Source organism: Mesorhizobium sp. M7D.F.Ca.US.004.03.1.1, from assembly GCF_003998635.1.
GTDB lineage: Bacteria > Pseudomonadota > Alphaproteobacteria > Rhizobiales > Rhizobiaceae > Mesorhizobium > Mesorhizobium loti.
In genome coordinates this window covers 1-452 of the sequence record NZ_RZQG01001796.1, presented here as the reverse complement: position 1 = coordinate 452, position 452 = coordinate 1, and the positions used below count along the sequence as shown (strand labels likewise).

General features: G+C 56.0%; 1 protein-coding gene. It reads right to left on the bottom strand.

From position 1 onward, the window contains the following. Positions 1 to 277: NAD(P)-binding domain-containing protein (locus tag EN935_RS40080; protein ID WP_164771932.1), on the bottom strand; the 277-nt coding region annotated here is incomplete at its 3' end. Between the last annotated feature and the right edge of the window lie 175 nt (positions 278 to 452).

The window sequence follows — 452 nt, the reverse complement described above, 5'->3', positions numbered from 1 at the left end:
AGACCGAACCCTTCTTCATCGATTTGAAGGCGCCTTCCGGACCCGTCGTCACCGAACGCAAATCGTCGTCATTGCCGACGCAGGAGAAGACAAAGTCCTTGCCCTCGACGGCCTGCGCCGGCGTCACCGCCAGGCTGCCGCCATATTGGCCAACCCATTGCTCGGCCTTGGCCTTGGTGCGGTTGTAGACGGTGACGTCGTGGCCACCCTTGTTCCTCAAGTGCCCGGCCATCGGATAGCCCATCACCCCAAGACCGAGAAATGCAACAGATGCCATGAACTTGCCCTTCAGAATGGAAACGAAATTTGCTGCGAAAGCTCCAGAGCAATTCCAGGAAAAGTGTGAAGCGGTTTTCCCGGGAAAAGCGCGTAACGCTTTCCCTAGAGGAATTGCGTCAAAACAAGAAGATAGAGCGGTCGGCGTTTCTATGAAACGACGAACCGTTCTAGGC